The organism is Paenibacillus sp. 01T422 (assembly GCF_056398785.1).
The window spans coordinates 1-8300 of record NZ_JBFTQB010000192.1; the positions used below are offsets into that span (position 1 = coordinate 1).

The window sequence follows — 8300 nt, forward strand, 5'->3', positions numbered from 1 at the left end:
GCTTACCCTCCGATTGCTTCTTATCTTTACTTAAGAATTGAACTTGCCTGCTGGATGATCTCCGTTATGAGATTTCCGGCTTTCTCCCCATCCGTCAGCATTCTTGTCCCCTGCCCTGCCCACAAAGACATATATTCCGCATTGTGTTGGTCAGCTGAAGCATTGCGTATATCTCTTGTAATCGTATTTTGTGTAGGAAATGGAAGGGGCTCAACCCCGCTCTCGTCCCAGTGCCGAATAAACGTGTTCACAATGCCTCTCGCTGGGCGACCCGAGAATACCTTCGTGATGACTGTGCTTTCCTCCGTACTTTTCAGCAGTGCCTGCTTATATGCCACATTCGCACCTGATTCAAAGGCAGTCAAGAACCGGGTTCCCATCTGTACACCCTGGGCGCCAAGCGCTAGCGCAGCAACAAGACCCCGTCCGTCCATGATACCTCCAGCGGCAATAACAGGAATCCGAACTTGATCAACGATTTGGGGTACTAAAGCAATCGTGCCAATATTAGCTCCCATGGGATGGCTCGAAATGTCAAAAGTACCGCGATGGCCTCCTGCTTCACTGCCTTGCGCAACAATCGCATCGCAACCGGCCTCTTCAGCCATGATCGCTTCTTTCACTGTCGTGACCATCGTCACAACACGCAAGCCAGCTGATTGAGCTTTCTGCCTGTCAGACTCGGAGAGAACGCCGAACGCGGTGCTAATGACTGGAACCTTCTCTTCCAGTAAAACTGCGATTTGCTCCTCGAAATAATCGGGTGTGCTGACGCTCTCGCCTGTGGCCGCTGTGATCCCAAGTTGGCCGCGCACCTTGTTAAGCTCGCCTTGAACAACTTCTAATCTCGTGTTGTTGTCGGGAGCTCGAAGTGTAAACAAGTTCACACCGAACGGGGCATCCGTCAGCTGCCTTAATTCTCGAATGGCCCTTCGTATCGCATCTGGTGTCATATAAGCAGCACCTATTGTGCCAAGACCACCCGCATTAGAAACCGCTGCCGCCAGATTCACAGTGCCTGGAACCCCAGCCATTCCTGCTAAAAAAATGGGGTATTGGATCTGAAATATGCGGCAAATATCCGTATTAAGCTGCAGGCTCATTTTTTTATTCTCCTTTGAAAACGCTCTACTCGCATTATGCGTCAGCGAGCGCACGTGCGATAATTGTTTTTGCTTCTTCGGCAACTGCCATATCATTATCGTCAATTGCCTGCATCCAGATCAACATGGGTATGTACACAGCGATTAATCGAGCTAATCGCTTCGTCTCTTCATCCACATCCCCATACGCTGCAAAAAAACTTGCTCGTGCATCGGGGGGGATAAARCTATAAACAACATTCAAATCACAGGCAGGGTGACCGATATTCATATCTCCCCAGTCAATAATGCCTGAGATTACCCCCTGCTCATCTACTAGCATATTTTTAAAATGAAGATCGCCATGGAGGAAAACCTGTCTTGGCTGAACAGGTTCTGTATGCAAGTAATCCAAATAATTTGCAATTGCGCGATGATCATCTTCCCTGATATGGGGACTGAGATCAGTTAAAAAGCCTACCATTTTTTCTTTTCGTAATGCTATGTCCGTTAGATTCCTATGGTCATGCTGGATTCCGTTCTCTCTTGCAAGATCTATAGGAAAGGCATGAAGTCTTTTTAAAAATTGGGCAAGGATGGGCACAGATAACGTACGTTGTTCATCTGTTAATCCAATTGGAAATTTGCCTTTTAAATAAGCATATCCAAGAAAAGGTGCCGGGTATTCCCCATTCCCTTCGCCAAAATATAACGGTTTGGCATAGGGAATGGGCATATACAGCTCAAGCATCGGTAATAGCTTTCCCTCCATTTGTAAAGAACTAATAGCAACTTTTCTTCTTGGGAAGCGGAAAACGACCTCATCTCCAACGAGAAAAACGGTATTATCCCAGCCGTAACCCAGTTTTTGTATCGTTAAACGCGCTAGCTCAGGAAACTGGCTCGTGATTAATTTCCGTGCTAATTCCTCAGAAACCTCCCACTCTGCATCCCAAAGATTCGAACCTCCCAAATACCTCTACCGCCTCTATCTCAAGTCATCTTAAATAAAGAAAACCGCGCTGTGCGCGGGTAATGAAAGCTTGATTATTCCTGCATAATTGGAATACACACTCCAATTTCAAACTAAAATGGCTTTCCAAGAAGCCTCTATCGTCTGTTGAATTTTGATATCTGTTAACTCAAATTTCTTCACGTAGTAGCCTTTGACAATAGACGTAACAATCCCATACGTGATGGAATTGCAAAAATGAACATCCAATTCACGAATGACTCCGTTTTTCTGCCCATCTCTAATCAGAGCCAATATCGCTTCACGAGAAACGCTGTCATCTTCCAATTTGCGTAGTTCAGGCTTCATGCAAGGCGAATAGGAATACGCATCGATGAATCGAAAATGCTTCGGAAATTCTACCGCGAAACGAATCCTATTCGTATGAAGGCATTTAAAGCGCTCATACAAGCTTAACTCAGCATCGTAGCCCATCATTAGATGATCTCCTAGGAGGATTCGGCATTCCCGATACAGCTCATTGATCAGTTCTTCCTTATTGCTGAAATAATTAAAAACGGTACCCGAGCCTACATTCGCTCTTTTCATAATTTTTGCAAAAGTAACGGCCTGTAGTCCTTCTTCATCTATTAAATCCAACGTAGCATTCAATATATCTTCTCGTTTACTCATTATACACACCTCGTTAACTCAACTTTAGTATGTACAACTAGGATCGTCAAGTATTCGGAATGCATATTCTGTAATTTCATGGATTTTTCACAAAAAAAGCGGCGAAAAGACGGATTTCCCCCTAATTCATTCATTGACTTGGAATGTTCACTCCAAAAATGTGTTGACTTCTTCTTTCTCAGGACTTATGATGTGTTGGAACAAACACTCCAAAGTTGAAAGGGAGATTACACACATGTCTTCATCCAATACCGCATTAAGTGGACGATCAGGCGCTTCACCGATCGTTCTGGCCATTATACTAGCATGCCAACTTATGATTATTTTGGACGGCTCGATTGTCATCACATCGCTGCCTGAGATCGGACGCAACCTGCATCTGTCTGCAACAGACTTATCTTGGGTGCAAAATGCTTACTCGTTAACTTTCGGCGGGCTTCTACTGCTCGGGGCGAGAGCCGGAGATTTGTTGGGACGCAGACGCGTCTTCATGTCAGGTATCGCCTTATTCACCCTGGCCTCATTAATTGCCGGTTTCGCCAATTCCGCTGAAAGCTTGCTCATCGCTCGATCCATTCAAGGTTTCGCTGCCGCTTTTGCCGCACCATCAACTCTTGCACTACTTATGGTTAGCTTCCCCGAAGGTAAAGAGCGGACCCGTGCGATCTCCCTATACAGCGCCGTTTCTGGAGCCGGCGGGAGCGTCGGTCTTGTGCTCGGTGGCATTCTAACCGAGCTAATTTCTTGGCGCGTTGGCATGTTCATTAATGTACCGATTGGGATCGCACTAATTATCTTAGCTCCTCGTTATCTTAAAGAAACGCCGCGGCTGAGTGGTCGATTCGACTTCGTAGGCGCCGTGACCTCAACCATTGGAATGACTTCCATCGTTTACGGCTTTGTTCGCGCAGCCTCTGACGGCTGGAGTAATTATGGGACTATCGCTTCCTTCATTGTCGGAATCGTACTGTTAGCTGTGTTTATTCGTATTGAAAAGAAAGCCGAACAACCGATTACACCACTTCGCTTGTTTGCAAATCGCGAACGCGTTGGCGCCTATTTAGCCCGTCTTCTGTTTGTCGGCGGTATGTCTGCTATGTTCTTTTTTCTAACGCAATTCTTGCAAGGTGTAACGAACTTTAATGCACTCGTTGCAGGTATTGCATTTCTACCAATGACTGGTGTAATGTTCAGCATGGTCTATGCCGTTCCTGGCTTGCTCTCGCGATTTGGAAGCACAAAATTGATGATCGGCGGTGTGTTCCTTGCTCTTGTAGGAATGATGTGGTTAAGCCGCATCACCGTAGATACTTCCTATTTTCCAAATATCGCGATTCCATTAGTTATTCTGGGCATCGGCGCTGGGGTCGTCTTTATCCCCCTCACCTCATCCGGAATCGCCGGAGTTGAACGCAGCGACGCAGGTGCTGCTTCCGGTGTTGTGAATGTTGCTCATCAAACAGGTGCTTCCCTGGGACTTGCTATCTTGATCACCGTATTTGGTTCAGCTAGCCGCGAGGCCGTTACGCATCCCCTTGCAGGAGCAGCACAGCTAGATCAAGCTCGGTATGTACTCGCTCACGCTTCTTCAGCATCCATCACGGGATCAGTCATTTTTATGGCGCTATCGCTCATAGCCATTATTGTGCTCATTCCAAAGAAACGCACACCGAAAGAAGTACTTCCTACTCAAGCTGAGATTAGTGAAGTTAGCGCACATTAAGCTGGACATTCATTAAGTCGATCGCCTTAGCTACAATAAATGTAGAAGCTACCGTTAATCTTCACTGCTAAGGAGCATGGGACGAAATAGTGGTAGAAGCTACAGTTAATGGGTCCGAATCTACCCATAATCCACTGATTTCGTTGAAATTAACGATAGAAAATCCATTTAGTTACCCGTATGCAGTTCAATTTGTGGAAAATAACATGAGGAATCGGCGTTATTGCAACATACGGGATTTGATAAATTTCAAAGAGGCTCTCCCACGGTCAGTACATGACCTTTGGGACAGCCTCTTTTCTACTTTATTCGCTCGGAACACTAGCTATATGCTTGGCAAGTGTGCCATCAAAAGGAAACAGGTTATTACGAACCCGTTCTTTTAAAGCCTCTAATTCTTGACGAGCTTGATGAATCAGATCATTCGGATAAGCAAACTTGATCGCATTGCTCTCGAACTCATCTTCATCAACAACCATCCATTCACCGGCTATTTGAATGTAATCCAGGTCTAAATCCACAAATGAAACCGTATGTCCTTCCATTTTCGCCGGTTGGTTAATATTGCAATAATATTGCTTGATCTTGCCACCGACGATATCTGCACTCACCGTAAACCATGAATCAAATGAAAAAAATTCAATCGTCCAAGTCTCCATCGTAAAAACCTTTTGCTTCGTATAATGATGTAACTGTCTTCCCCTAGGGCCCAAGACAAAAATGTGAGTATCCGTCTTTTCCAGTAGGGTCGTGTTCCACTCGTAATGAAGGTGATTTCCATATTTCAAAGCTTGAATGGTTATCTGATTATCCATTGTGACATCCCCATCGTTCTACTTTTCGATCTCAGGTTCCGCAATAAGTCCGGTAAGGACGCCCGGTTCCCGCTGGTAATACGGAATATTCCGATTGTTCCACCGTATGAGCGAACGGGTTTGAAAGAGCCTGAAGAAGTCGCTCCATCACACTGTAGTCGCCATGTTTCACGGCTGCTTCCAGAGCTTCTTCTACCCGATGATTACGTGGGATAATTGCCGGATTGCTGCTGCGCATCAATTGGTGCGACAACTCTTTGGACTCTTGCTGTCTGCCTATTCTTGCCTGCCACTGCACATTCCACTGAGCAAATTCCGCAGTTCCAGATAGGAACATCTCTTCCGGTTTATCAAACGTTAACGCACGGAAAACATTCGTGAAGTCTTCCCCGTATTTTTGCATCATATTGAGCAGGTCTTCGATTAGCGTTACGTCTTCCACTTCTTCATTAAATATTCCCAATTTCGCTCTCATTCCTGACAGCCAATTCCGGTGATACGACTCTGAAAATTGAGAAAGTGCATTTTCAGCTATTTTGATCGCTTCTTCCTCATTCTCATTCAACAATGGCAACAAGGTTTCAGCAAATCTAGCGAGATTCCAAGCGGCGATGCGCGGCTGATTGCCATAGGCATAGCGGCCTTGTGAATCAATGGAACTGAATACCGTTGCGGGGTCATAAGCATCCATAAAAGCGCAAGGACCATAATCAATGGTTTCGCCGCTTAGCGCCATGTTGTCTGTGTTCATAACACCGTGAATAAACCCAACTAGCTGCCATTTGGCGATAAGATTAGCCTGACGTTTAATCACTTCAAGGAGCAGGGAAAGATACCGGTTCTCATCATCAGCCTCAACTGCTGGATAATGCCTCTGCAAGGTGTAGTCAGCCATGGCTTGGAGATCCTGAGGAGTGCCAAATTTTGCAGCAAATTGAAAGGTACCCACACGTAGATGACTAGCAGCTATCCGGGTAACAATTGCACCTTGCTGCTCGGTTTCGCGATACACGTTCTCACCCGTCCTGACCACCGCCAAGCTGCGTGTTGTAGGGATGCCTAGAGCGCTCATGGCTTCACTTATGATATATTCACGCAGCATCGGTCCAAGTGCCGCTCGGCCATCCCCGCCACGGGAGTAAATGGTACTCCCAGCACCCTTCAGCTGAATATCAACGCGGGCGCCTTGTGGTGTCATATGTTCTCCGAGCAGATTCGCCCGGCCGTCCCCTAGCATATTAAAATACCCGAATTGATGCCCCGCATAAGCTTGAGCAAGTGGAGAAGCACCCTCAGGTATCTGATTGCCACCAAGTATTGCCGCGCCATCAGCACCTTGAAGCTCTTGGATATTCAGCCCTAGTGATTCTGCCAACGCGTCGTTAAAAACAACGATTTCCGGAGAACTAACAGGAGTCGGGTTGAGCCGACTATAAAAGATTTTAGGCAATCTAGCGTAACTGTTGTCGAAATTCCAGCCGTGTTTCTTATCGCCCTCATGGTTTGACAATTCGGCCTGCCAAGCACGCATTCCGCCATCGACGGTAACAGCGTCAAATCCCTTCTCACGCAGCAAAATAGCACAATTCGTCCCTGAGTTGCCTCCTGAACAAGTGACGTACAATCTTTTGCCTGCGGCCATTTTCTGAAGTTCAGCTGCGGTACTTTCTGACCAATTGTTAATTTCACCTTTTTCAATGTGAATGCGATGAAGGTTGCTATGCTCTGGTGTATATTCAGAAGCAGTTTCATTGCCACGAACATCAAGCAATAGGACTTCTTCTGTTTCTAGTTTTATAAACAAATCAGGAATTGATATTTTGTCCACGGTAGCCTCCTATAAAAATAAACAAGTTGAACTAATCCACTAATCATATCATCCACCTACATGTCCAGCAAATCACACCCTGGGAAAGAAAAAAAGTGCCAAGTAACCTCATAAGATCTGGGGTTTCTTGGCACTTCGAAACTACGTGTTTGACTATGCAGATTTTTTCTTGTTTTTTACGTTTTTATTTAAGAAATGAATGAGTGCTTCATAAAAATCATGTACATTCTCCTGCTTTTGATACCCATGCCCCTCATTCTTCTTCAGCATGTAAGGTACATCTACATCCAATTTACGCAGCGCAGCAACCATTTGATCTGATTCTGCTTTATTCACTCTAGGATCATTGACACCTTGTGCGATCATTAATGGTGCCTTTATTTGGTCTACATGCAAGACAGGTGATGCCGCTTCAAGCAGTTTCTTATCTTTAACTGGATCGCCTACCTGCTCATACATCATCGGACGGTCCATGGACCAATATGGCGGTATCGTGTTCAAGAAGGTAATGAGATTGGAAGGTCCTACGAAATCCACACCCGCTGCATACAAATCGGGCGTAAACGTCATCCCTGCCAATGTCGCATATCCACCATAGGAGGCTCCATAGATGGCAACGCGCTCAGGGTCAGCAGTTCCCCTTTTTATCAGCCAATTCACACCGTCCGTGATATCATTTTGCATGGTTGTCCCCCACTGCTTATCTCCGGCGTTCATGAAGGCTTTCCCGTAACCAGACGAACCACGGAAATTCAGCTGCAACACCGCATACCCTTGGCTCGCCAATAGTTGGGCTTCCATGTTGAAGCCCCAGGAGTCGCGCGCCCAAGGTCCACCATGCGGATTGACGACGACGGGCAATTGGGTCGATGCTCCGCCTTTGGGAAGCGTTAAATACCCATGAATCGTAAGTCCATCTCGGCTTTTGTAAGAAATCGGCTGCATATCCGCCATCTTTTTCTCATCAAACGTTGGTTGGATATCTGCAATCTTGTCCATCTTAAGCGCTTTACGGTCGTAGAGATAATAGCTGCCATAAGATTTATCGCTATATGTGTATAACAGCAATACGTCCCTGTCCGGCGACCCGATTATGCCCCAATGCGGAGTTTGCAGCCTATCCTCGATTTTCTTGAACAAATCTTCAAATTCACGATCCAAGGCATGCAATTTCATCTCTTCCGTCTCATAGGAAACGGCCACAATC

Annotated in this window: 7 protein-coding genes; 1 reads left to right on the forward strand and 6 read right to left on the reverse strand. The window is 46.0% G+C overall.

Annotation, left to right across the window (positions count from 1 at the left end; translation table 11 throughout):
• Positions 1-26: 26 nt before the first annotated feature.
• The 3 genes from AC1DUA_RS13055 to AC1DUA_RS13065 form a co-directional block, all read right to left on the reverse strand.
• Complete coding sequence (locus AC1DUA_RS13055) at positions 27-1103, reverse strand: NAD(P)H-dependent flavin oxidoreductase (protein WP_477500170.1); 1077 nt, start codon at positions 1101-1103, stop codon at positions 27-29.
• Between the two features lie 34 nt (positions 1104-1137).
• The gene (locus AC1DUA_RS13060; protein WP_477500171.1) at positions 1138-2055 is read right to left on the reverse strand and encodes a phosphotransferase; all 918 of its coding nucleotides are present in this window, start codon (positions 2053-2055) and stop codon (positions 1138-1140) included.
• A gap of 108 nt (positions 2056-2163) precedes the next feature.
• The gene (locus AC1DUA_RS13065) at positions 2164-2727 is read right to left on the reverse strand and encodes a TetR/AcrR family transcriptional regulator (protein ID WP_477500172.1); all 564 of its coding nucleotides are present in this window, start codon (positions 2725-2727) and stop codon (positions 2164-2166) included.
• A gap of 235 nt (positions 2728-2962) precedes the next feature.
• On the opposite strand from AC1DUA_RS13065, the gene AC1DUA_RS13070 reads away from it, so the two are divergent.
• Positions 2963-4450 carry an MFS transporter gene (locus tag AC1DUA_RS13070; protein WP_477500173.1) on the forward strand — a complete coding sequence of 496 codons (1488 nt, stop codon included), beginning with the start codon at positions 2963-2965 and terminating at the stop codon, positions 4448-4450.
• A 305-nt stretch (positions 4451-4755) separates the two neighbouring features.
• On the opposite strand, the gene AC1DUA_RS13075 is transcribed toward AC1DUA_RS13070, so the two are convergent.
• From AC1DUA_RS13075 to AC1DUA_RS13085, 3 genes are all read right to left on the reverse strand, one after another.
• Positions 4756-5265 (reverse strand): DUF402 domain-containing protein, encoded by a 510-nt coding sequence (locus tag AC1DUA_RS13075; RefSeq protein WP_477500174.1) that lies wholly within the window; start codon positions 5263-5265, stop codon positions 4756-4758.
• A 31-nt stretch (positions 5266-5296) separates the two neighbouring features.
• Positions 5297-7093: a protein adenylyltransferase SelO family protein gene (locus AC1DUA_RS13080; protein WP_477500175.1), complete on the reverse strand. Its 1797-nt coding sequence runs from the start codon at positions 7091-7093 to the stop codon at positions 5297-5299.
• A 153-nt stretch (positions 7094-7246) separates the two neighbouring features.
• Positions 7247-8300 (reverse strand): alpha/beta hydrolase family protein (locus AC1DUA_RS13085; protein ID WP_477500176.1); only part of this gene is annotated, 1054 nt, incomplete at its 5' end.

Bases quoted from the DNA above. Each gene is read 5' to 3' on its own strand.
- AC1DUA_RS13055 (WP_477500170.1), bottom strand. From the start codon at position 1,103: ATGAGCCTGCAGCTTAATACGGATATTTGCCGCATATTTCAGATCCAA.
- AC1DUA_RS13065 (WP_477500172.1), bottom strand. From the start codon at position 2,727: ATGAGTAAACGAGAAGATATATTGAATGCTACGTTGGATTTAATAGAT.
- AC1DUA_RS13070 (WP_477500173.1), top strand. From the start codon at position 2,963: ATGTCTTCATCCAATACCGCATTAAGTGGACGATCAGGCGCTTCACCG.
- AC1DUA_RS13075 (WP_477500174.1), bottom strand. From the start codon at position 5,265: ATGGATAATCAGATAACCATTCAAGCTTTGAAATATGGAAATCACCTT.